The sequence below is a fragment of the Pseudolabrys sp. genome, from assembly GCF_050250095.1.
Taxonomy (GTDB): Bacteria; Pseudomonadota; Alphaproteobacteria; order Rhizobiales; family Xanthobacteraceae; genus Pseudolabrys.
In genome coordinates, this window is record NZ_JBFWPH010000002.1 from 192455 (window position 1) to 213627 (window position 21173).

Here is a 21173-nt window from a genome sequence, read left to right on the forward strand (position 1 = left end):
CATGACGAGCATCATCTGTCGTTCATGTAATACATCGCCGCGCTGGTCGCGCCGCCGCCGATCACGCAGGGCAGGCCGAGTTCGACATGGCCGGTCACCGCGGCCGCCACGCAGCCGACCGCGATGGCGCCTTGCCCGACCTTGGCCCAGGTTGACATCTCCTGCTTGTAGGCCGGGCCTTTCATTTTCAGTTTCTCGATCGCCGCCAATTGCTCCTTGCGCAGCGTTCCGGTGTCGGCGGTCTCGGCCGCCGCGATCACGGCGTCGAGCACCTTGACGTTGCCGGCGCTGGCCGCGCGCGTGCGGCGGATGCCGCGCAGCCGCTCGAGCAGTTGCGGATCGCGCGAGGCGTTCACGGCGAGGGTGTATTTCGCCATGCTGCCGAGCGTGAGCTTGTCGGCGTCGTCGCGGTCCTCCGCCCAGGGCAGCAGATCGACGATGCGCAGCAGCGGGCGGTAGGAGCCGGTCGCGAGATAGTTGCCCCACAATGTGTCGAGCAGCGCCTGCGTCGGCTCCAGCGCGCGCGGCTTGTTTTTCCGGCTGGAGAAGTCGATGGCGAGCGAGGCGCGGATGCGCTGCCATGTCGTGGGGCTCGGTTTGATTGAGAGGTCGTCGAGTACCGGCAGCCGGCCACTGATATAGGCTTCGATCATCACCGCGCGCGACGGCATGCGCTGCGCCGCGCGTTTGAGAACGAAACGCCAGTTCGGCAGGCCGGAATAGGCGATGCCGCGCACCACCGCCCAGTGGTCGCTCTCGCTGACGGGAAACATCTGCGCGACCAGCTCATCCGCCTTGCCGGGATTGGCGCCGATCACGCCGGCGATGAAGCCGACATAGAGCCCGGCGGCGTCCGGCTCCTTGAACGCGCCATAGCGGCTTGCCGCCTTGATGGCGTCGCCGAAGCGCGCGACGTCCTGCGTCACGCGATAGTTGTCGATCCAGGCGCTCACCTCGGCGAGCGAACGAAACGGCGTCGCGCCGGGTGAGTATTTCGCCATGACGATGGGCGCCGATGCGAGCGACAGCACCGACGCAAGGGCAAGCCGGCGCATCAGCGCCGCGATCCGATGTTTCATGTCCCCTCCCAGGGAGCCGTGCCGCCGGCCGTGCCGGCGCAGCGAGGCCCCAGCGGAGCCAACCAACGGGCCGGGCCGTTTTCGCGGGCGGAGCGCGGCAAAGTCGTGGCGCAACCGGGGCGGACTGGAGCGCAGGCGTTAACGGCCGGTCTCGTCAGGCATGCGCCGGGCGGGGCTGAAACGCATTGACGGGCGCGCCGGAAACGGCCAATTGGCGGGCCTGATGTCACGCTTCAGGCGGCATGACCGCGAGGCTTTACACGCATGGCCGACGACATTCCGTTCAACAAGAAACTGGACCTCAAGCCCGGCGTGGTGGACGAGGTCGCCCCCGGCGTGCGGCGCATCCTGGTCAACAATCCGGGGCCGTTCACCTTCACCGGCACGCTGTCCTACATCCTTGGTAAGGGCCAGGTGGCCATCGTCGATCCCGGTCCCGCCGACGAGGCGCATATCGGCGTGCTGCTCGACGCCGTGCGCAACGAGACCGTGACCCATATCTTCGTCACCCACACCCATCGCGATCATTCGCCGGCGGTGCCCGCGGTCAAGCATGCGACCGGCGCCACCGTCTATGCCGAGGGCATACATCGCCCGGCGCGGGCGCTGCATATCGGCGAACTTAATCCGCTCGATTCCTCCGGCGATCACGACTTCAAGCCGGACGTCATGCTGCGCGACGGCGAGGTGGTGACGGGGAAGGGCTGGACCGTCGAGGCGGTGACGACGCCGGGCCACACCGCAAACCACATGGCTTACGCCTACCGCGAGGGCAATCTCCTGTTCGCCGGCGATCATGTCATGGGCTGGTCGACCTCGATCGTCGCGCCGCCCGATGGCGCGATGAGCGATTACATGGCGTCGCTCCACAAGCTCGAGAAGCGCTCCGAGCAGCTTTATCTGTCCGGGCACGGCCCGGCGATCCCGGATGCGCCGCGTTTCGTCAAATCCTACATCGCGCATCGCAAGGCGCGCGAGGACTCGATCCTGCACCGTCTTGCGAAAGGCGCCTGCGATATCCCGACGCTGGTGCGCGCGATCTATATCGGCATCGATCCGCGGCTGACCGGCGCGGCGGGCCTCTCGGTGCTGGCGCATCTGGAAGACCTCGTCGCGCGCGGCGTGGTCGCGACTGAGGGCACGCCGTCGATCGACGGCGTTTACCGGCTGGCCGGCTGAGCGGCGCGCGGCTTGGTCTGCGCCTCGTCGGGCCGCTTCGTCGTTTCGGTTTTGGCCGACGCGACGTTGCGCAGCGTATTGATCAGCCCGATATGCGAAAAGGCCTGCGGAAAATTGCCGAGCTGACGCCGCGCGTTCGGGTCGTATTCCTCCGCCAGCAGGCCGAGATCGTTGCGCAGCGCCATCAGGCGGCGGAGAAGGGCGCGGGCCTCGTCGAGCCATCCGCACATCACATAGGCGTCGGCCAGCCAGAAACTGCACACCAGAAACGCGCCTTCCTCGCCGCCGAGGCCGTCGTCGGTCTCGGCGGTCGAATAGCGCAGCACCAGGCCGTCGCGCATCAGGCCGCGCTCGATCGCGGCAATGGTGCCGAGAATGCGCGGATCGCTCGCCGGCAGGAAGCCGACCTGCGGCATCATCAGCAGGCTCGCGTCGAGCGCCTTGCTGCCATAGGCCTGCACGAAGCTGTTCAGTTCGGGGTCGAAACCGTTTTTGCAGACGTCGGCATGAACGGCCTCGCGCAGCGCGCGCCAGCGGTCGACCGGGCCGTCGAGGCCGTAGCGTTCGGCGTTGTCGACCGCGCGGTCGAACGCCACCCAGCACATCATCCGTGAATGGGTGAAGGCGCGCGGTTCGCCGCGCACCTCCCAGATGCCGCGGTCCGGCGTCTGCCAGCACTCCGCGAGCTTCGCCAGCAGCACTTTTTGCAGGCTCCAGGCTTCGTCCCGCGTCTGCAGATCGGCCGCGCGCGCGACATGCAGCACGTTGACGATCTCGCCATAGACGTCGAGCTGCATCTGGTTCGACGCGGCATTGCCGACCCGGACCGGCCGGCTGCCTTCGAAGCCGGCGAGCCAGGGCACCTCGTGTTCGGGCAGCCAGCGGTCACCGGCGATGCCGTAGAGGATCTGCAGTTGTTCCGGCGCGCCGGCGATAGCGCCGAGCAGCCATTGCCGCCATGCCTCGGCCTCGCCACGAAAGCCGGTGCGCAGCAGGGCCTGCAGCGTCAGCGAGGAATCGCGCAGCCAGCAGCAGCGATAGTCCCAGTTGCGGTCGCCGCCGATGCGCTCGGGCAGCGCCATGGTCGGCGCGGCGACGATCGCGCCGGTCGGCGCATAGGTCAAAAGCTTGAGCGTGATGGCGGACCGCACGATGGCCTCGCGCCATCGTTCGTCGAGGTCGTCGATCCGGCTGGACTTGATCCATTCGCGCCACCAGTTTGTCGTTCGCTGCAGGCTTTCCATGCAGTCGGGCACGAATTGCGGCGAGCTGGTGGTGGGATGATAGGAGAGCGTCATGCGGACCCGGTCGCCCTTTTTCACCGTGAAGGCCGAGCGGGTCTTCATGTCGCGATTGTCGAGCGGGATGTCGGTGTGAAGCTGCACCGCGTTAGGGCCGGCCACTGCGCTCAATCCGTAGTCGCGCCGGCGCACCCACGGCACGGCGTGGCCGTATTCGAACCGCAGCACCAGTTCCATCTCCATGTCCACGCTGCCGGCGACGCCGGTGACGATGCGCACCACGTTGACCTTGTCGGATTCCGAGGCGAGCGGCATGAAATCGGTCAGCGTGACGACGCCGGTCGCGGTCTCGAACCGCGTTTCGAGCACGGCGCTGTCGGGCAGATAGCGCCGCGACATCGTATGAACGCCGCCCGCGGGCTTCACCCGCCAGCGCCCGTTGTCCGTCGTGCCGATCAGCGCGGCAAAGCAGGCCGGCGAGTCGAAACGTGGCAGGCACAGCCAGTCGATCGAGCCGTCGCGTCCGACCAGCGCCGCCGAGTGCATGTTGCCGATCAGGCCGTAGTCCTCGATGCGGCGGGACGGGGCGGCCTGCGCCTGTTCGTCCCGGCTTTCCGGCGAAAGAGGTTCAGCCACCATGCGCGAAGTCCGGATAATCGGTCATGCCGCCGTCGACGAACACCGTGGTGCCGGTCACATAGCCGGCGCGGTCGGATGCGAGCATGACGGCGAGGCTCGCCACGTCCTCCGGCGTGCCGATCCGCCCCATCGGGATCTTCCGGAGCAGATCGCGCAAGCCCTCCGGGTCGCTCCAGACCTCGCGGTTGATCGGCGTCTTGATCGCGCCGGGCGCGATGCACAGCACGCGCACGCCGTGGGGCGCCGCCTCCTGCGCCAGCGTTCGCGCCAGCATCGACAGGCCGGCCTTGCTTGCCGCGTAGGCGCTGTAGCCGCCCCACGGGATGCGCTCGTGAACGCTCGAGGTGTTGATGATGACGCCGGCGCGCTGCGGCACCATGCGCCGCAGCGCCTCGCGCGCGCACAGAAACGCTCCGGTCAGGTTGACGCCGAGGACTTTGCTCCATGCGGCGACGTCGGTCTCCCACGCCAGCGCCCGGTGGCCGTCGATCCCGGCATTGTTGACGAGAATGTCGACGCCGCCGAAGGCGCGGTCGAGTGCCTCGTACATCGCCGCGACCGAGGCCGGATCGCTGACATCGCCCTGGACGGCGAAAGCGTCGCCGCCGCGCCCGGCGATCGTATCGACCACGGCCTTGGCCTTGTCCGGCCCCGATCGATAATTCACCGCGACGCGCGCGCCCGCGGCCGCAAAGGCCTCGCACAAGGCAGCGCCGAGGCCGCCATTGCCGCCGGTGACGAGAACCCGTTTGCCGGAAAGCTCGATCCGCATCAGCGCGTCCAATCGACAGCGCCGCCCGGAGGGGAAACCGGCGCGGGGCGGAATGGTTCCACCGCCTCGTCCGGCATGTCCGATTTGTAACGGGAAGCCCGGGTTTTCAGCGCCGCGGCTGCTGCGGCGGCCGCTGGGGCTGCCGTTGCGCCGGCTGCCGGCGGTCCGGCGGCATCGCGCTGATCGCGTCGTCGAGGTCGCTCAGGAACGACACGATGCGCGCGGCATTGGCGCCGAAGTCGTGCTTGCCGTAGCGGGAGGCGGAGCGCATGTCGATCTGCGCGCCGCCGCCGGCGGGGCTGACGCGAATGGCGATGTCGTCGCGAAATCCCATCAGCATGGTCTGCGCGATCGCCTCGATGGTGCCGTTGCGCCGCGCGGGCGACGGCGCCAGCGCGTCGACGACGCGCCATTTGCGTTTCTGAACGAGCGCGAGCGTCGCTTCATAGGCGACCTGCGGCGTCGCCGACACCTGCAGCGGCTCGATGACGGAATAGGCCTGGCGTTGCATGGCCGCGGCCGCCGCGCCCGGGTAATCGGACGAGCCGCGCGGCCGCAGCCGCGCCAGCACGGCAAAGCGCGGCGGGTCGGCAGGGTTGGTGGTGATGTCGTTGATCGCCGGCAACTTCAGCGCGCGGCTGCCGAGATAGGCCGGATAGGCGAGCAGCGCCGCGCCGAGAAACATGCCGAGCACGGCGCGGCCGATGCCGGTCTTGCCCTGCCGCCAGATCGGGATGCTGCTGGCGAGCGCGAGCAGTACGGCGAGCGCCGCGCAGACGAGTGCCGCCGCGAAGGTTGCGAGCGCCGGGCCGATCTCCAGCAGGCCGGTGCGTACGACAATGGCCGACAGCGCCGCGACGACCAGCGCGAAAATGCCGAGCCGCCCCGACCACGCCGCGAGCGCGGAGCGTTCCTCGCCGAAATAGGGCCGCCGGGCCATGCGTGCCGTCTCCACCGGTCGCGCGGCAGGAGCGCGACGAGCGCATGGGAATAAAGGGAAGCGGCAGCGCAGGCAATCGCCTTGGCGGCCGGTTGAAAGATTGGGGATGAAAGATTGGGCGTCCGCGGCGGGAATGGGTTAGACGGCGGCGCGTACCGATGCGCTGATGTCGCAGTTAGAAACCGGCAAAATCGACTGCGTCCGACGTCCCCATTGCGGCCGGTTGTCACCCGCCGCGAACGTGCCGGAATAACGCGGGCCTTCCCGGTTGGTTCCGGGGCTCCGTGCGATTTTTTGGCCTATTCTGCCGCCTCGACGGTCGGCAGCCGGTAGTCGCGGAACTGCTTGCGCAGCGTGGTCTTCTGGATCTTGCCGGTCGCGGTGTGCGGAATGTCCTCGACGAACGCGACGTCGTCCGGCAGCCACCATTTGGCGACCTTGCCCTGCATGAAACCGAGAATGTCGTCCTTGGTCGCGGTCTCGCCCTTCTTCAGAACGATGACAAGGAGCGGCCGCTCATCCCATTTCGGGTGCGCGATGCCGATCACCGCGGCCTCCGCCACCTTGGGATGGCCGACCGCAAGGTTTTCGAGGTCGATCGAGGAAATCCATTCGCCGCCGGACTTGATGACGTCCTTGGCGCGGTCGGTCACCTGCATGTAGCCGTACTGGTCGATGGTCGCGACGTCGCCGGTGTCGAAGAAGCCCTCGGCGTCGAGAATGTTGTCCTTGTTCTTGAAGTAGGCCTTCGCCACCGCCGGCCCGCGCACCTTGAGGCGGCCGAACACCTTGCCGTCCCAGGCGAGCCGCTTGCCTTCGTCGTCGGTGATCTTCATTTCCACGCCGAACGGCGGATGGCCCTGCTTCTGCTGGATATCGAGCCGCGCGTCGCCGGTCAGCGCCGCATATTCCGGCTTCATGGTGCAGAGCGAGCCGAGCGGACTCATCTCGGTCATGCCCCAGGCATGCACCACCTCGACGTCGTATTTTTCCTCGAATGTCTTTGCCATGGCGCGCGGGCAGGCCGAGCCGCCGATCACCACGCGCTTGAGGTGCGGGAGTTTTGCGCCTGTCTTTTCGAGATCCTGCAGCAGCATCAGCCACACCGTCGGCACCGCGGCGGTGAAGCTGACCTTGTAGGTGTCGAGCAGTTCGTAGATCGAGGCGCCGTCCATCTTGGCGCCTGGCAGCACCAGCGAGGCGCCGACCATCGGCGTCGAGAAGGCGAGCGACCAGCCGTTGGCGTGGAAGAACGGCACCACCGGCAGGCAGACATCGGTGGCGGAGAGGTTCTTGGAATCCGGCAGCGCCGCCATGAAGGCGTGCAGCGTGTTGGAGCGGTGCGAATAGAGTACGCCCTTGGGATCGCCGGTGGTGCCGGAGGTGTAGCACATGCCGGCCGCGGTATTTTCGTCGAACTGCTTCCAGGCGAAATCGCCGTCGGCCTCCGCGATCCAGTCTTCGTAAGCCACCGCGTTCTTGAGCGTGGTCTGCGGCATATGCGCGGCGTCGGTCAGGATGATGTAGCGCTCGATGGTCGGCAGCTTGTCGGCGAGCTTTTCCATCAGCGGCACGAAGGTGAGATCGAGCATCATCACCTTGTCTTCGGCGTGGTTGATGATCCAGACGATCTGGTCGGGAAACAGCCGCGGGTTGACGGTGTGGTAGACCGCGCCGGTGCCGAGGATGCCGTACCAGCATTCGAGGTGCCGCCAGGTGTTCCAGGCGAGCGTCGCCACCCGGTCTCCCAGTTTGACGCCGTCGCGTTCGAGCCGCTGCGCGACCTTGAGCGCGCGGGCGCGGATCTCCGCGTAATTGGTTTCGACGATCGGGCCTTCGACCGAGCGGGTGATCACCGGCCGCGTGCCGTGGTAGATCGCGGCATGGTCGATGATGCGGTGGAGCAGCAGCGGCCAGTCCTGCATCAGTCCGAGCATCGGCATTGTCCTCTCAAAAGCGTCCCCACCGTTTATTCTTTGTTTGCTCTAGGTTAGCGGCTCCGTGGCGGGGTGCAACGGCGGCAAGCGATCCGAGTTGTTGCAGTGCGGCCAGCGCGAAAATGCCGTAATGGTGACAATCGTAGTGAGCGCAATGGCGGGTGCGATGGCGATGAGGGCGGGTGTTGCGGCGGCGCTGGCGGTTGCCGCGTGCGGCGGCTTTGCATGGGCGGAACCCGTGCCGCGCTCCGACGTTCCCGCCATCACGGGCCGCATCCCGCTGCCGGAAGCACGGCCGCCGATCGAGTTGCGATTGAAGTACGGCCCCAGGGCGATCTTCGTGCCCGACGATCATCTGGTGAACGAGCCGTCGCGCTGTCTGGTCGAGGTGCAGAAGGTCGCGGTGGTCGAATCGATCGCGCTCGTCACTGGACCGGACATGTGCGGCTCGCCGGACATGGTTCGCCTCAAGGCGGTGCGGATGCCGGACGGCCGCGAGGTCGAGATCGCGCCGGCCGCCGAGCTGCGCTGCACGATGGCGGTCTCGCTCGCCGCCTGGCTGCGTGACGAACTGCCCGGTGCGATCGGCAGCGAGATCAAGAAGGTGGTCGCCTACAATTCCTATGAGTGCCGGCCGCGCAATCGCGTGTTCGGCGCCAATGTGAAGGTGAGCGAGCATGGCAAGGGCAACGCACTCGACATCCGCGCCTTCGTGCGTGCCGACGGCTCGACCATCGACCCGACGAGCATCAAGGAGAGCCGGCCGCTGCGCGAGGCGATCCGCAAGAGCGCCTGCGAGCGTTTCGCCACCGTGCTCGGTCCCGGATCGGACGGCTATCACGAGGAGCATATCCATGTGGATGCCGCCGAGCGGCACAACAACTACAAGATCTGCCACTGGGTGGTGAAGGAGCCGAAGCCGGTGGTCGCGGCGGTCACGCCGAACACCTCCGCCCCGGCGGCTACCGCGCCCGCCGCCGTGCCGTTGCCGCCGCCCAAACCGGCCATTCCGGAACATTCCGGCAAGCGGTTGCGGCGCCGGTAACGATGACGGCAGGTTTTTCGAAGGCCCGCCCGATTTGCGCCATGCCGGCCGCTATAACGGGGCTTCCAAAGAAGCACCCATGTCGATCTCCCGCAGCGAAGCCGCTTTCGTCCGCCAGCCGGCGCCCAAATCGCCGCGCCTGTCGCGACGCGCCGTTCTGAAAACCGGCTTCGGCCTTGCGGGACTTGCCGGTCTCGCGGGCGGCGGCACCGGGGCCTATGCGGCGGCCGAAGCTGCGTTCGATCTCGTCGTCACCGATTATCGTCCCGTTCCGCCGCGCTGGCCGGCGGGGCGCAAACTCTCGATCGCCGTCATCGCCGATCTTCATGCCGGCGGCCCCAACATGGGCGTCGAGCGTGTGGCGCAGGTGGTCGACACCACCAACAAGCTTGGCTGCGATCTCGTCGTGCTGCTCGGCGATTTCTTCGCCACGCATCCTTTCGTCACCGCGCGCGTGCCGCATGCCGCCTGGGCCGGCGAGTTGGCGCGGCTGAAGGCGCCGCTCGGCGTCCACGCCATCCTCGGCAATCATGACTGGTGGTACGACGTCGCCGGCGTGCGCAAGGCACTGGCTGACGTGCGCATCCCGCTGATGGAAAACGGCGCGGTGCCGCTCGGTCCCGCCGGCAACCGGTTCTGGCTCGCCGGGCTCGGCGACCAGATCGCCTACCGGCTCGGCCACAACAAGTTCCGCGGCGTCGATGATCTGCCGGGCACGCTGGCGCGCGTGCGCACGGACGATCCGGTCATCCTGCTCGTCCATGAGCCGGATATTTTCCCCGAGGTGCCGGACCGCGTGGCGCTCACGCTCGCCGGTCACACCCATGGCGGACAGATCCGCGTGCCCGGCCTGTGGCACCGCTGGGTGCCGTCGCGCTACGGCGCGCGCTACGCCTATGGCCATGTCGTCGAGACCAACCGCCATCTGATCGTGTCCGGCGGTCTCGGCACCAGCAAGGTGCCGCTGCGCCTCGGCGTGCCGCCGGAAGTGGTGCGCGTGACGTTGGGCGCGTGATCTGCCTTACCCTCCCCTGGAGGGGGAGGGTCGGCGAGCAAAGCGAGCCGGGGTGGGGTGACATCCAAACAATTAAATCGCGGGTGCTGTTGTGGATGCTTGCGATCCACCCCCTCCCGATCGCGCTGTCGCGCGATCGACCTCCCCCCTCCAGGGGGAGGTGAAGAAGTCGCATGCGCATCCATTCAAAACAAAACGGCGCCGGATTGCTCCGGCGCCGCTGTAATCTCAAATCTCGTTCGGCTCAGAGGCCCGGCCGCATCGACGCGATCTTGCGCGTCGGGTTGAACGGCGAGTCGCCCTGGTTCGGCGCCAGCACCACGACCACCGCGCCCGGCTTCACCCGGTTGTAGAGGTCGATGACGTCCTCGTTGGTCATGCGGATGCAGCCCGAGGAAATCGCCTGGCCGATATATTCCGGCTGGTTGGTGCCGTGGATGCGATAGAGCGTGTCGCGGTTTCCTTCATAGAGGTACATCGCGCGCGCGCCGAGCGGATTGTGCGGGCCGCCGCCGACGAAGTTCGGCACGTCCATACGTTTCTTGATGTCCGCGGTCGGCGTCCAGCTCGGCCATTCTTCCTTGCGGCCGACCTTGGCGACGCCGGTGAAGGCGAGGGCTTCCTCGCCGACGGTGATGCCGTAGCGGATCGCCTTGCCGTTATCGAGCACATAGTAGAGATAGCGCGCATCGGAATCGACCACGATCGAGCCGGGCGCTTCCTTGCGGTGATAGCTGACGATGTGCCGCTTGTACGGCTCGGGAATATTGACGTCGCCATAAGGCGCGCGGGCGAGCAGCTGCTTGTCGCGCGGTTTCAGGTTGGCCTCGGATGCGGGCTCCAGCGTGCCCTGCATGCAGCCACCCAGCGTCAGACCGATCAGAACGAAAACGACACCCCGAAGTCCCATCGTTGCCTCTTGTTTTTGTCGCTTTATCCGGTCGTTTCGCGTGGCCGTGTCGACGGTTTTTTTGACCGGCGGCCTGGCCGATGACGCCCCGAGAACCGCATTGCGGCCGGAATCCTGCCAGCGAATTAACCGAAAAAGCCTCTCATTTGCCACGGTTTCCAGGGGTCCGGACCGGCTTCCTGTGGATGTGTTGCAGGAATGTCTCAGGCCGGAAGGGTGCGCCGAACCGCCGAGCCACCCGGCCCGCAGTGTTGCCCCAAAGACGTTAAGCAGGGGTTTACCATAACCGTCCTACCGCTCGTGTCGCGGCGATCATCCGCGCGGCCGGTAACACCTTGCCGTTTTTACCAAAGGTCGCGAAATCGCAGGGACGGAGCGCATTTTCGCCGCGCTCCTCGGCTAAGGGTGTCGTCGTGAGGAAGCACCAAAGTTAGAGGCCCGAAATGCAAGCGACGAAGACCGCGGATGCCGGCTCAGGCCGACGCGGCAAAGGTCCGGAACTCGACGAGCGTTATGCCGAAATCGGCATCTCGGCAGTGGCCGCCGCGATTCGCTATCAGGGTGACTGCCAGCGCAATCCGGCCCGGCCGTCGGTATCGTCCGGCCGCGACGAAGACGAATAGTCCCGAAGGGGATTTGTCGTCCCGAAGCGGGAGGGAGACCTGGCGGGAGGTTGAAGGACAAGCCGGCGCGGTCGGCGCGCGCGACGCGGCCTCCCTTGTGTCTTTGATTTAAACTGTTGCGGGCCGGATGCATCCGGGCCAAAGAAGGCCCGGTCGAGCCGGTGATCCCGCATGTTGTCCGTCTATGTTCCCAACGGCACCTCGCTTGAGCGCGTTGCGGTCGAACCCGGCGCGCCGCTGCCGGACTCCGCCATCTGGGTGGACCTGATTTCCCCGACCGTTCCGGAAGACAAGACCGTCGAGGATCTGCTCGGTGTCGCCATCCCGACGCGCGAGGAGATGCAGGAGATCGAGGTGTCGAGCCGTCTCTATGTCGAGAACGGCGGCCGCTACATGACGGCGACGCTGATGTGCCAGTCCGACACCGCCTCACCGAAGACGACGCCGGTCACCTTCATCCTCGCCAAGCACCGTCTCGTCACCGTGCGCTACGACGAGCCGCGGCCCTTCGTCATCATCGAGCACAAGCTCGCGCGCTCGTGCCCGGCCGGCATCAAGGGCGAGCAGGTGCTGATGGATTTGCTGGACGCCATCATCGACCGCACCGCCGACATTCTCGAGCGCATCGGCGCCGAGGTCGACCAGATCTCGCACACCATCTTCGAGCCCGACGAGGACGTCGAGCAGCCGCCCTATGACGACATTCTCAAGGCGCTGGGGCGCAAAGGCGACCTGACCTCAAAAGTGCGCGAGAGCCAGGTCTCGATCGCGCGGCTTCTCCTGTTCCTGTCGAACGAAGCGGAGAACATGCGCTGGGCCAAGGACACCCGCGCGCAGCTCAAGACGATGGTGCGCGACGTCGGCTCGCTGTCGGACCATGCCACCTACATTTCCAACAAGGTGACCTTCCTGCTCGACGCGCTCCTGGGCATCGTCAGCATCCAGCAGAACGACATCATCAAGATCTTCTCGATCGCCGCGGTGGTGTTCATGCCGCCGACGCTGGTGGCCTCGATCTACGGCATGAATTTTCACAAGAACATGATCGAGCTGGAATGGGATTACGGCTATCCCTTCGCGCTCGTGCTGATGGTGCTCGCCGCCGTGGTGCCCTACCTCATCTTCAAGTGGAAGAAGTGGATTTGACCGCGCCGGCATGCCGGCTGCGCGAATTGGGAATGTCGCCCTCCCGATAATCGTAAAATTTACGCGCCTTGCGCCACGGGCTCGGCTAGGGTCGGCCGTCCCACTCACGGGACTTTGGGGGATTTGTTGTGAAAACTCTTGTTGCCGCCGTCGTCGCCGCTGCTGTGTTCCTGCCGGCTTCGTCCTTCGCGCAGAAAATGAACGCGGACGACATGAAGTGGGTCAATCAGTGCATCGACGACAACAAGAACGAGAAGGGCGCGACTCCCGCGATCGTGCGCGCCTATTGCGTCTGCATGAACGAGAAGATGGACGACAACGAGACACGCTCGATCACGCAGTGGGAAAAGGCCAATCCGGCCGCCCGCCGCGCCTGCGACAGGCAGGCGGGCTGGCGCTGAGTCTTTCCCGCCTCATGGACTCCGAAGGCCGCCGCGAGGCGGCCTTTTTGTTGCGTATGTCGCCGTCTGCGCGACGGCAAATCGCCTTGACAAAATCCGTTCAAGGAATTAAATCCCAATTATATACTTGACAAAGCAGCCCCGGTTCGGCCAGAATCGCCAAATCAAAGGGGCAACCGATGAAACTGACCGACACCATCTTTCAGGACGCCGACGAGGCCCGCGCCTTCATGGAGCGCGAACGCTGGCCTAACGGTCCCGTTTGCCCTCACTGCGGCAACGTCGATCAGACCAAGATCACCGCTCTTGAAGGCCGCAAGCATCGTGCGGGCCTCTACCAGTGCGCCGAGTGCCGCGACCAGTTCACCGTTACGGTTGGCACCGTCTATGAGCGGTCCAAAATCCCTCTCAACAAGTGGCTCGCCGCGATCTTCCTGCTCAATTCAGGCAAGAAGGGTGTCTCCGCTCACCAAATCCACCGCATGCTCGGCGTGACGTACAAGACCGCTTGGTTCATGTGCCACCGCATCCGCGAGTCCATGCGCGAGGAAGGCTTGGAACCTCTCGGTGGCACCGGCAAGATCGTGGAAGCCGATGAAACCTACCACGGCAAGGTTGCCAAGCCTCGCCCCCGTTCGCGTGGTCGTATTCCGAAGCCCACCAAGGGCGGCAAGTCTGGTCCCGCTGACAAGCGCGCTATCGTTGCTCTTATCGAGCGCGGCGGTCGCGTCCGCACGTTCCATGTTGCCGTGGCTGATAAAGTGACGGTGCAGAAGATCGTGGTTGATAACATTGCCCGCGAGTCTCGACTGCACACCGATGAAAGCCGTCTCTACACCGGCGCCGAGGCTCACTTTGCTTCACATGAGACCGTGAAGCACTCTGCGAAAGAGTATGTTCGCGGCGACGTGCACACGAATACCGCGGAAGGCTACTTCTCAATCTTCAAGCGCGGCATGAAGGGCGTCTATCAGCACTGTGCTGAGAAGCACCTGCACCGCTACCTCGCGGAATTCGACTTCCGCTACAATCACCGCGCCGCCCTCGGCTTTACCGATGGGGAACGTGCGGCCGCTGCCATCCGTAATTCAGTTGGCAAGCGGCTGACGTACCGGCCGACTCATTAAGCCCGATTTCAGCAAGCAGGCCGGTCGCTTCTTGCGCTGGCGTCGCAAAAAGAAGCGGTAGCCGCCGCAGCGCAGCGTGAATTGGTGCAGCGGTTGTGGTAATGAGGCGAGGTTGAATCAAGCAAAGTTAGCCATCATTATCAGCTTTTAGCTATAAATGGCTAAATTGGGTTGGTAACGATGGATCCCGTTCGGAATCCCTACGCGCCCGGCGCTGGCAGTCCACCGCCGGAACTAGCCGGACGAGCCGATCTCATCAACAACGCCGAAGTGGCGTTGCGCCGGTGCCAACTTCTTAAACCGGTCCAGAGCCCAATTCTCGTTGGGCTGCGCGGCGTCGGCAAAACAGTCTTGCTTGTCAAAATCAAGGACATCGCCGAGCGCGAAGGCTTTCACACGATTTCAATTGAAGCGCACGAGGGCAAGAGTCTGCCGGAGCTTTTAGTTCCTGGTATACGACAAGCCCTGCTGAAAATGAGTTTGATTGAAAACGCAAAGGAGAAAGCGCGACGCGGACTTCGGGTGTTTCAGAGCTTCGTCAACGGCGCGAAGGTTGTCATCAATGATGTAGAGATTGGCCTTTCAATCAGCGCAGAACCAGGCGCTGCTGATAGCGGCGATCTCGAGGACGATTTGCCACGGCTGTTTATTGCACTTGGCGAGGCGGCGCGCGCTTCAAAAAAAGCCGTCATCTTTTTGATTGACGAACTTCAGTATTTAAGCACGAAAGAATTTAGCGCGCTGATCATGGCTATTCATCAAATTAATCAGCAGTCGCTACCTGTCGTCCTAGTTGGAGCCGGACTTCCGCAAATTATCGGCCTTGCCGGAAACTCAAAATCCTACGCGGAGCGTTTATTTTCGTTTCCTTCCATCGGCGCGCTACACGCTTTGGACGCGCGAAACGCAATCGTCAATCCTGCGAAAGCGGAGGGCGTTACGTTTGAGCGTGGCGCCGTCGAACAAATTCTAAAAGTCACGGAACAATATCCATATTTTTTGCAACAGTGGGCGCACGAAGCTTGGAACATTGCCGAGGGAGCTACGATAGAAGCGAAAGACGTTTTGGCGGCGCATAACAATGCAATTGCCGTGTTGGACGGCAGTTTTTTCAAAGTACGATTTGATCGGTGCACTCCTTCCGAAAAGAAGTACATGCGCGCGCTGGCCGAACTAGGCGCAGGTTCGCATCGGTCTGGCGATATTGCCTACGAGTTGAAAGTCAAAACAGCTAGCGTGGCTCCGACGCGCAGCAACCTAATAAAAAAAGGCATGATTTATTCGCCCTCGCATGGCGATACGGAATTTACGGTGCCTTTGTTTGATCAATTCATGAAACGAGCGATGCCGCGTAAGGCCTAGCGGCCAGTTTTCCCGCGCGGAGAATCTTTTGTTGTCGAGCCGTGTCGAAGGCTTTTACCCAGCGAAGCAAATCTATCTGGACTCTGACTTCTCGCAGCGACATCCTTGTTAGTCGCCGGCTTACCGCGCAACATATTTCGCAGCGTTTTTTTGAATCCGGTTTCTTGCTTGGATTTTGTCATGGGTGACGACGAGCCTTGGAAGTTCTGGTATCCAGAAGTTTCTCGCGAATTTGGGCGTGCGATCGGCGATTTTTTCATCGCGTGGGGTGTACTTGAACGCGAGCTTGATGCGGCATTCCCGGTGCTTCTAAAAACTGACCCGACTCTTGCTGCTTGCATCTATGCAAACCTTACCACGAAAGCGAAGCTCGATATCCTCAGCTCTGCCCTCAGCATGTGGGAAAAAGCGTTGCCGAGCGAGATTGTCGAAGATGTTCGCTACATTCTCGCAAGAGTTCGGGAATATAGTGATACAGCTAGAAATGTTCTTGCTCACGCCCAGCCTACAGGAGTGGGCGGCCCAAAAGACGGCGAATTATACTGGCAATTTGCTCGAAGCATCGCCCGCAAAAAACATGAAATCGTTTACTATCCTACCGACACTGACCATTGGCGGATGGAAGCCAGTATGGTGGCCATGTTCGCAGAAACATGGATGAGGAATATAGAAAAAATTTATCGGATACTCTCGAAACTCACGCCTGATGAGGTTGAAGAAATTTGCGTGACGTCTGTTCGAGAGATCGAACCAAAGTATCAACGTCCCCGTAAGCCCCAGCCTCCAAAGAAAGCCGGTTTAAAGGATCGTCGGCCCAGTCGCGGAAAACCTCGGCCATCGCCGTAAGCGTGGCTTCGTCATACTGCCGCTGCTTGCTTATCTCGCGCATGACGCTCTTTGAATCACGGCATGTAGAAGTGCTCAACTGAGGCAAAAAAACTAAACATTTTCAATATGTTACTTGTATGGCGCCCGCTTTGTCAAGTATATAATTGGGAATTAAATCCTAGTCATCCCGCCCATCGACAAGGGGCGCAATCGCGATCGTCACGGTTCGCGGGGCGGGCTCGCCGGACGGCGGCTCGCCCGCTGTTCGTGCGAGGCCGGAATGGCGCAAGCGCCAAGCCGGCACGCGGTGGCCGTCGTTGCGCGCAAGACGAAGCGCGGGCGGCGGCAGACAGGGCGCGAAGCCCTGCGCTTTCCCAGCCGGCAGGCGGCCGGCACAGCGGCGGGTATAACGCTCCCCCGCCGGGGCGTGCAGGGACGAGGCTCTCCAACACCGCGCGCGGGACGCCGGATGGTTCCGGCGGCTGCGGTGACTTTGCCTGTGTGCTTTTGCTTTCGCACGCAGGGCCGTGGACGCGGTGAAACGTCCGGCGTTCCGCGCGCCCTTCTTCGTGAAGGGTTACGGGGCGAGGGGAATGGGAAGTCGGCGTATCCGGCGCCGTTAAAAAATGCGGGCGACCGCGCACATCCGTTCTCCGCTCACCCCCGCGTAAGCGGGGGTCCATATGGATTCCCGCTTGCGCGGGAATGAACGGGAGTTTCGGATGCTTCCATGCAAAGGACGATGCACATTCGTATTGTTGATCGTCGATTCAGAATCTTTATCGCGAGAGGCAAGCGCTGCCGGATTTTGAGTCATCGCGCGCATAATCGAGTCATTGCCGCCTCGCATCGAGTCAATCTGCCGCAGTCACTGCGGCATCGCGGCAACGTCACATTGAAAAAATCCGGCCGCGGAAAAATTTTCGAACGATCGATGCTGGCGCGGATTCCGCGAATCAAGTGAACTGCATTCACGATCCGAATCATCGCTATCGCTGCAACAACCCAACCAGAAGAAGGGCGCGCCCATGATTCCGTCGGTATCAGGTTCCGTGCGTACTCCCCGTATCGTCGTTGTCGCCAACGAGAAGGGCGGCTCCGGAAAATCGACCATCGCCATGCATGTCACGGTCGCCTTGACGAAGGCCGGCGAGCGTGTCGGCAGCATCGATCTCGATCCGCGGCAACAGAGTTTCACGCAATATGTCGAAAACCGGCGGCGCTGGGGCGAATTGATCGGCCGCGATCTCGGGCTGCCCGAGCATCTTTGCCTCGACAACCTGTCCGACACGGATGCCGGCGCGGCGCTCACCGACGCCATCGGTCGGCTGTCCTCCACCTGCAGCACCATCGTCATCGACACGCCCGGCCATGACGCGGCCGCCGGCCGCATCGCCCATTCGCTCGCGACCACGCTGGTGACGCCGCTGAACGACAGCTTCGTCGATCTCGCGGTGTTCGCCGATGTCGATCCGGAAACCTTCGCGGTCGGTGATGTGAGCCACTATGCGGCGATGGTCGCGGAGGTGCGGTCGCGGCGGCGTCACGCCGGCGAGGCGCCGCTCGACTGGATCGTGCTGCGCAACCGGCTGTCGAGTTTCGGCACCACGCGCAACAGGAAGCTGATGGGCGCGGCGCTCGCCGACCTGTCGCGGACGCTCGATTTCACGCTGGTCGAGGGGCTCGCCGAGCGCATGATCTTCCGCGAATTCTTCCCGCGCGGGCTGACCGCGCTCGATGACTTCGACGAGAAGACGCTGGCGACACGGCCGACCATGTCGCACGCCACCGCGCGGCTCGAGATCGAAAGCCTCATCACGGCGATCCTGCTCGGCCGGCCGGGCGTCGCCGCCAACGACGCGGACCGGCAGATCGCCAGCGTCGCATAACCGGCGTTTTCCGCCAGGGTGGCCCGGCCTCGCGGCCGGGCTATACTGGCGGCCGTGCCTGTTGGGGGCGCGGAGAGGGTCTGAATGCGCGCCGTTGGGTGTCTTGTCGTCGCGGCGTCTTGCGCGGCTATGTGCGGGGCCATCGTCTCTCCCGTCATGGCGCAGTCCGGCGGCGGCACGGCGGCGTTCTGGAAGGCCGTGCAGGCGCGTTGCGACGCGACCGCCGCGCAGCCTTCCGGCGAGATCGGCGCGCGCGTCGCGGCTGTCGCGCTCGACGAGTTCCACCGCTTCGACGGTCACCGCATCGACGCCGACGGCCGTCTGGTCGGTTTCGGCCAGACCGAGGCCGAGCAATCGCTTCGCCCGACCGCGCAGATGCAAAGCAAGGTCGGCAGTCTCGCCTGGTGGCGGGTGATGCAATACTGGCAGGCTCTCTACGGCAAGGACGCCCCGTCGAAGCTCGAAGTGCTCGGCTTCGGCGATGCCGTGACCACAGGCGATGGCGCCACCGAAGCGCCGCTGATCCGCACCACCACGGCGCGGCTCCTCCAGGCGGCGGAGAACGAGCCGGATCCCGAAACCCGCGAGGTGCTGCGCGAGGCGGCGTGGCGGCTCGCTATCATCGACACGCCGTGGTCGGCCGCCTTCGTCAGTTATGTCGTGCGCAAGGCTGGCGCCGCCGACAAGACGTTCCGCTTCTCCAACGCGCATTGGGGCTACATCTACGACGCCTTCGCGACCAGCAGCGCCGAGGTCGAAGGCAAGGACGATGCGCATCTCTACCGCGCCTGTCCGCTGGAGACGACGGTGCCGCGCCCCGGCGACATCGTCTGCCGTCAGCGCGACCGCAAGCTCGACGGCGCGAGCGACCGCGCGGTGCGCGACCGCATCGTCGGTGAACTCGCCGGCGGGCCGCTCGGCTATACGGTGCGCGCGACGCATTGCGAGGTGGTGGCCTTTATCGACGCTCCGGCGCGAAAGCTCTACACCGTCAGCGGCAATGTCGAGCAGGCGGTGACGGCGCGAAAACTCAACCTGCGCGCCGACATGAAATTCTCGGCCGCGCAGGGCCGCTGCGAGGGTAACGGTCATTGGAACCTGCCGAAACCGCAGGACACATCTGGCGCGCAGCGCGCGTCCATGCCGCATGGCAATTGCTCGCTCAACGACAAAAACTGGTTCGTGCTGTTGCAGGTCCGGTCAGGAAAGGACGCGCGATGAATCGTTCGCTCGCTCTGCTCGTTGCGCTCTGCGCGGTCGCGCTGCCGGTGGCGTCGCAGGCGCAGACCTGTGAAAGCAACGCGGAGATCGCGGTGCTGGCCTCGCCCGTCGCGCCGTGGCACGGCGCGCCGCTGCGCGTCGTCGTCGCGCTGGAAAAGCCGGCCGACGGCGAGCTGGCGCTGATCGCGCCGGACGGCAGCGTTGCCGTCACCGCGCCGCGCCGCTACGCCGGCATTCCTTATGTCTGGTATGCCGAGGTGAAGTCGCCCGCCGCCGGCAACTGGCAGGCAAAGCTCACGCGCGGCGGCTGCCCGGTCGCGGGCTGGACCATCGCGGTCGCCGCCGGCAAGCCGGCGTCTCCGGGCGGGGCCGCCGGCAGCGTCTGGCCGGTGCGGCAGAACTGGAGCCGCGCCACCGAAAACCTGTTCTCGGCCTGGGTCGAGAAACTGTTCGACGCGCCGCTCGATCAGGATTTGTCGTGGCCGGCGCTGCATGTCGGCCTGCGCGACGCCTCGCGCAATTTCCTGTTCGATCATCTCGGCCTCGGCGAAGACCGCATGAAGATCACGCTGCGGCCCGACTGCGCCGACCTGCCGTATTTCCTGCGCGCCTATTTCGCCTTCAAGATGGGCCTGCCGTTCGGCTATTCGAAATGCTCGCGCGGCGGCGGCGGCAAGCCGCCGCAGTGTTTCGCGTGGGACAGCATCCAGACCGATGCGCCGGCCTCGTCGAATCTCGCAGCCTCGTTCGGCTCCTTCACGCGCAAGCTTGCCGACGTTGTGCATTCCGGCACCGGCCGCACGCCGGCCGCGAGCAACAAGACCGACTATTATCCCGTGCCGCTGTCGCAGGAGACGCTGCGGCCCGGCACCATCTATGCCGATCCATACGGCCACATCCTGATGCTGACGCGCCGAGTGCCGCAGACCGAGAGCACCGCCGGCGTGTTTCTCGCGGTGGACGGCCAGCCGGACGGCACCGTGGCCCGCAAGCGCTTCTGGCGCGGCAACTTCCTGTTCGCGCAGGACGCTGCGCTCGGCAGCCCCGGCTTCAAGCGGTTCCGCCCGATCGTGCGCGATCGCTCCGGGCGCCTGCGTCCGCTTTCCAACGATGAGATCGCCAAAAGCCCCGACTATGGCGACTTCTCGCTCGAGCAGACCAAACTGTCGGTCGAGGATTTCTACGACAAGATGGACGATGTGATGTCGCCGTCGCCGCTCGATCCGCTCGGCGCGATGAAGGAGGCGATCACCTCGTTCGAGGAGCAGGTGCGCACCCGCGTCAATTCGGTCGAGAACGGCCGCAAATATCAGGCGCGCGCCAAGGGCGAGATATCGATGCCGAACGGCGCGGCGATCTTCGAGACGACCGGCGCGTGGGAGGACTTCTCCACGCCCGCGCGCGACCTGCGCATCCTGATCGCGCTCGACGTGGTGACGCATTTCCCGGAGCGCGTCGCGCGGCGCACCGACCGCTACGCGATGCCGGCGGGCCGCAGCGCGTCCGACGTCAAGGCGCAGTTGCAGGACGTGCTGTTGCAGGAACTCGCGACACGCAAATTCTCCTATCCGCGCAGCGACGGCTCGCAGTGGACGCTGACGCTGAAGGATGTGGTCGATCGCGCGCAGGCGCTGGAGATGGCCTACAATCCGAATGACTGCGCCGAGTTGCGCTGGGCGGCGCCGGCCAACAGCCAGGAAGCCTCGACCTGCCGGGCGCATGCGCCGTCCGCGCAGCGCGCGAAGATGGCGCAATACCGGCCCTGGTTCCACGAGCGGCGGCGTCCGCCGCGGCCGTGAGCCGCTTTATGTCATCGCCC

The 21173-nt window shown here is 64.6% G+C and carries 19 protein-coding genes; 13 read left to right on the forward strand and 6 right to left on the reverse strand.

The features are described from left to right. Nucleotides 1-11: 11 nt before the first annotated feature. Nucleotides 12-1079 (reverse strand): hypothetical protein, encoded by a 1068-nt coding sequence (locus AB7F10_RS06245; RefSeq protein ID WP_428559576.1) that lies wholly within the window; start codon nt 1077-1079, stop codon nt 12-14. Nucleotides 1080-1343: 264 nt separating this feature from the next. Between AB7F10_RS06245 and AB7F10_RS06250 the strand changes: the two genes are divergently transcribed. Continuing rightward, the gene (locus tag AB7F10_RS06250) at nt 1344-2258 is read left to right on the forward strand and encodes an MBL fold metallo-hydrolase (RefSeq protein WP_428559573.1); all 915 of its coding nucleotides are present in this window, start codon (nt 1344-1346) and stop codon (nt 2256-2258) included. Here AB7F10_RS06250 and AB7F10_RS06255 read toward each other — a convergent pair. The 4 genes from AB7F10_RS06255 to AB7F10_RS06270 all read right to left on the reverse strand — a co-directional run bounded on the left by AB7F10_RS06255 (nt 2240) and on the right by AB7F10_RS06270 (nt 7787). Beyond that, a complete protein-coding gene (locus AB7F10_RS06255; RefSeq protein ID WP_428559570.1) occupies nt 2240-4138 on the reverse strand; it encodes a glycoside hydrolase family 15 protein in 1899 nt (632 codons plus the stop codon). The genes AB7F10_RS06250 and AB7F10_RS06255 overlap by 19 nt on opposite strands. Then, nucleotides 4128-4910: a glucose 1-dehydrogenase gene (locus tag AB7F10_RS06260; RefSeq protein WP_428559567.1), complete on the reverse strand. Its 783-nt coding sequence runs from the start codon at nt 4908-4910 to the stop codon at nt 4128-4130. Before AB7F10_RS06260 ends, AB7F10_RS06255 begins: the two co-directional genes overlap by 11 nt. A 106-nt stretch (nt 4911-5016) precedes the next feature. Then, nucleotides 5017-5850 carry a DUF1499 domain-containing protein gene (locus tag AB7F10_RS06265; protein ID WP_428559564.1) on the reverse strand — a complete coding sequence of 278 codons (834 nt, stop codon included), beginning with the start codon at nt 5848-5850 and terminating at the stop codon, nt 5017-5019. Between the two features lie 299 nt (nt 5851-6149). Continuing rightward, nucleotides 6150-7787, reverse strand: coding sequence for a fatty-acid--CoA ligase (locus AB7F10_RS06270; RefSeq protein ID WP_428560029.1), 1638 nt, complete (start codon nt 7785-7787; stop codon nt 6150-6152). Between the two features lie 130 nt (nt 7788-7917). Here AB7F10_RS06270 and AB7F10_RS06275 point away from each other — a divergent pair, with 130 nt between their 5' ends. Both AB7F10_RS06275 and AB7F10_RS06280 read left to right on the forward strand, forming a co-directional pair. Continuing rightward, complete coding sequence (locus AB7F10_RS06275; protein ID WP_428559562.1) at nt 7918-8832, forward strand: extensin family protein; 915 nt, start codon at nt 7918-7920, stop codon at nt 8830-8832. 79 nt (nt 8833-8911) lie between these two features. After that, a complete protein-coding gene (locus AB7F10_RS06280; RefSeq protein WP_428559560.1) occupies nt 8912-9847 on the forward strand; it encodes a metallophosphoesterase in 936 nt (311 codons plus the stop codon). Between the two features lie 244 nt (nt 9848-10091). Here AB7F10_RS06280 and AB7F10_RS06285 read toward each other — a convergent pair whose 3' ends face one another. Beyond that, nucleotides 10092-10757, reverse strand: coding sequence for a L,D-transpeptidase (locus tag AB7F10_RS06285; RefSeq protein ID WP_428559558.1), 666 nt, complete (start codon nt 10755-10757; stop codon nt 10092-10094). A 443-nt stretch (nt 10758-11200) separates the two neighbouring features. On the opposite strand from AB7F10_RS06285, the gene AB7F10_RS06290 reads away from it, so the two are divergent. From AB7F10_RS06290 to AB7F10_RS06335, 10 genes are all read left to right on the forward strand, one after another. Next, nucleotides 11201-11380, forward strand: coding sequence for a hypothetical protein (locus AB7F10_RS06290; RefSeq protein ID WP_428559556.1), 180 nt, complete (start codon nt 11201-11203; stop codon nt 11378-11380). 171 nt (nt 11381-11551) lie between these two features. After that, a complete protein-coding gene (locus tag AB7F10_RS06295; RefSeq protein ID WP_428559554.1) occupies nt 11552-12526 on the forward strand; it encodes a magnesium transporter CorA family protein in 975 nt (324 codons plus the stop codon). A 128-nt stretch (nt 12527-12654) separates the two neighbouring features. Further along, nucleotides 12655-12927 (forward strand): hypothetical protein, encoded by a 273-nt coding sequence (locus tag AB7F10_RS06300; RefSeq protein WP_428559552.1) that lies wholly within the window; start codon nt 12655-12657, stop codon nt 12925-12927. A 179-nt stretch (nt 12928-13106) separates the two neighbouring features. After that, nucleotides 13107-14054 carry an IS1595 family transposase gene (locus AB7F10_RS06305; protein ID WP_428559550.1) on the forward strand — a complete coding sequence of 316 codons (948 nt, stop codon included), beginning with the start codon at nt 13107-13109 and terminating at the stop codon, nt 14052-14054. Between the two features lie 180 nt (nt 14055-14234). Next, on the forward strand, nt 14235-15416 hold the full coding sequence (locus AB7F10_RS06310; RefSeq protein ID WP_428559547.1) for an AAA family ATPase: 1182 nt from the start codon (nt 14235-14237) through the stop codon (nt 15414-15416). A 180-nt stretch (nt 15417-15596) separates the two neighbouring features. Further along, on the forward strand, nt 15597-16262 hold the full coding sequence (locus AB7F10_RS06315) for a hypothetical protein (protein WP_428559545.1): 666 nt from the start codon (nt 15597-15599) through the stop codon (nt 16260-16262). 712 nt (nt 16263-16974) lie between these two features. Beyond that, the gene (locus tag AB7F10_RS06320; RefSeq protein WP_428559542.1) at nt 16975-17208 is read left to right on the forward strand and encodes a hypothetical protein; all 234 of its coding nucleotides are present in this window, start codon (nt 16975-16977) and stop codon (nt 17206-17208) included. A gap of 88 nt (nt 17209-17296) precedes the next feature. Then, nucleotides 17297-18133: a division plane positioning ATPase MipZ gene (locus AB7F10_RS06325; RefSeq protein WP_428559540.1), complete on the forward strand. Its 837-nt coding sequence runs from the start codon at nt 17297-17299 to the stop codon at nt 18131-18133. Nucleotides 18134-18217: 84 nt separating this feature from the next. Further along, entirely contained in the window at nt 18218-19354 is a 1137-nt protein-coding gene (locus tag AB7F10_RS06330; RefSeq protein WP_428559538.1) for a DUF2272 domain-containing protein, read from the forward strand. After that, nucleotides 19351-21153, forward strand: coding sequence for a hypothetical protein (locus AB7F10_RS06335; RefSeq protein ID WP_428559535.1), 1803 nt, complete (start codon nt 19351-19353; stop codon nt 21151-21153). The genes AB7F10_RS06330 and AB7F10_RS06335 overlap by 4 nt, the downstream gene beginning before the upstream one ends. The last annotated feature ends 20 nt before the right edge of the window (nt 21154-21173 follow it).

Coding starts and splice junctions, on each gene's coding strand:
- AB7F10_RS06335 (WP_428559535.1), top strand. CDS start 19,351: ATGAATCGTTCGCTCGCTCTGCTCGTTGCGCTCTGCGCGGTCGCGCTG.
- AB7F10_RS06295 (WP_428559554.1), top strand. CDS start 11,552: ATGTTGTCCGTCTATGTTCCCAACGGCACCTCGCTTGAGCGCGTTGCG.
- AB7F10_RS06290 (WP_428559556.1), top strand. CDS start 11,201: ATGCAAGCGACGAAGACCGCGGATGCCGGCTCAGGCCGACGCGGCAAA.
- AB7F10_RS06320 (WP_428559542.1), top strand. CDS start 16,975: ATGCAAAGGACGATGCACATTCGTATTGTTGATCGTCGATTCAGAATC.
- AB7F10_RS06265 (WP_428559564.1), bottom strand. CDS start 5,850: ATGGCCCGGCGGCCCTATTTCGGCGAGGAACGCTCCGCGCTCGCGGCG.
- AB7F10_RS06270 (WP_428560029.1), bottom strand. CDS start 7,787: ATGCTCGGACTGATGCAGGACTGGCCGCTGCTGCTCCACCGCATCATC.
- AB7F10_RS06280 (WP_428559560.1), top strand. CDS start 8,912: ATGTCGATCTCCCGCAGCGAAGCCGCTTTCGTCCGCCAGCCGGCGCCC.
- AB7F10_RS06260 (WP_428559567.1), bottom strand. CDS start 4,910: ATGCGGATCGAGCTTTCCGGCAAACGGGTTCTCGTCACCGGCGGCAAT.
- AB7F10_RS06255 (WP_428559570.1), bottom strand. CDS start 4,138: ATGGTGGCTGAACCTCTTTCGCCGGAAAGCCGGGACGAACAGGCGCAG.
- AB7F10_RS06305 (WP_428559550.1), top strand. CDS start 13,107: ATGAAACTGACCGACACCATCTTTCAGGACGCCGACGAGGCCCGCGCC.
- AB7F10_RS06330 (WP_428559538.1), top strand. CDS start 18,218: ATGCGCGCCGTTGGGTGTCTTGTCGTCGCGGCGTCTTGCGCGGCTATG.
- AB7F10_RS06245 (WP_428559576.1), bottom strand. CDS start 1,079: ATGAAACATCGGATCGCGGCGCTGATGCGCCGGCTTGCCCTTGCGTCG.
- AB7F10_RS06275 (WP_428559562.1), top strand. CDS start 7,918: ATGGTGACAATCGTAGTGAGCGCAATGGCGGGTGCGATGGCGATGAGG.
- AB7F10_RS06310 (WP_428559547.1), top strand. CDS start 14,235: ATGGATCCCGTTCGGAATCCCTACGCGCCCGGCGCTGGCAGTCCACCG.
- AB7F10_RS06250 (WP_428559573.1), top strand. CDS start 1,344: ATGGCCGACGACATTCCGTTCAACAAGAAACTGGACCTCAAGCCCGGC.
- AB7F10_RS06285 (WP_428559558.1), bottom strand. CDS start 10,757: ATGGGACTTCGGGGTGTCGTTTTCGTTCTGATCGGTCTGACGCTGGGT.
- AB7F10_RS06315 (WP_428559545.1), top strand. CDS start 15,597: ATGGGTGACGACGAGCCTTGGAAGTTCTGGTATCCAGAAGTTTCTCGC.